This is a genomic window from Okeania sp. SIO2B9, from assembly GCF_010672505.1.
Lineage (GTDB): Bacteria > Cyanobacteriota > Cyanobacteriia > Cyanobacteriales > Microcoleaceae > Okeania > Okeania hirsuta.
In genome coordinates, this window is sequence record NZ_JAAHGK010001760.1 from 1 (window position 1) to 1,149 (window position 1,149).

The following is a 1,149-nucleotide window of genomic DNA, read 5'->3' on the forward strand; positions in this document are numbered from 1 at the left end:
AGAAGTAGTAGAATCTGGAAAATGGGGTTTTAAAGGAGTCTGGGAAGAAAGTCCAAGAAAAGGTACTTTGGGAAGACAAGAAACTACTTTTATTGCTCCTGCAATGATGTGGCATGACCTTACTTCTAAACAATTTGGTCGTACATTAACAGTTGTATATGCAACACCTATTCGGAAAGGAGAATGTCGTTTGTTTGCTCGTTTTCCTTTTAAGTTTTCTTCTCCATTTCCCAAATTTTTTATTCAGTTAAGTCCTCGTTGGTATTCTCATCTTGGGCAAAATGGAGTATTGGAAGATGACCAAATATTTTTACATCATCAAGAACGGTATTTAGAAGCAAAAGGTGGTAGTCCGAATTTTTCAAAGGCTTTTTATTTACCGACAAAAGCAGATTTATTTGTATTTGAATTGCGTTCTTGGGTGAATAAATATAATGCTCAGTTATTTTCTAATGCAAGTTTAAGTTCTGCTCTTTATTCAGAAATATTATTAGACAGATATCATTCTCATACTAAAAAATGTAGTAGTTTTCGCAATGCTTTAAAATTTTTACAACGAATTAAAATAGGAGTAATAATTGCTACTTCAGCTATGTTGATGATTATCCTATTATTACTGTTAATTTTGGAATATTTAAATATAATTGGGATGATTTTTATGATTTTAACTTTACCTCTTGGAGTTGTTTCTTGGTTAGGGTTAAATCAATTAGAAAAACAGTTTTATCAAGGTCGAGAAACTCCACCAAGAAATTTACCAGATAATTAGGAAATATCAAAATTTTCTTGAGCGAGGGAGTAGGGGAGCGGGGGAGTGGGGGAGATGGGGAAAAAGATGTTGGAATGGCGCTCAGATGGAACATTTTGTATAAGCATAAGAATAATTAACAATAACTGGGGTGCTAACTATCAAAAAAATATTCAGTCTGTGTTAATTAATTAATTAATAATTGAAGTGTCGCCTAAGTTAAAAATTATTTTTTCACGCTTGGTATAATACTATAGCAACTGCTATTACTACTTTTAACTTAGGAATATCTGTTTGCGTAGCACATAGAAATCATTAGAACGGGAACAAGCAACAGTTAGAACGGGAGCAAGAGGTCCCACTAGCTATACCATTATAATCCACCAGTACCTTTAGTTCTT

Annotated in this window: 1 pseudogene; it reads left to right on the plus strand. The window is 33.1% G+C overall.

Annotated elements, in window-relative coordinates:
* Positions 1-769, plus strand: a pseudogene (locus F6K13_RS34225) (cell death suppressor protein Lls1); the annotation flags it as partial.
* Positions 770-1,149: the final 380 nt, after the last annotated feature.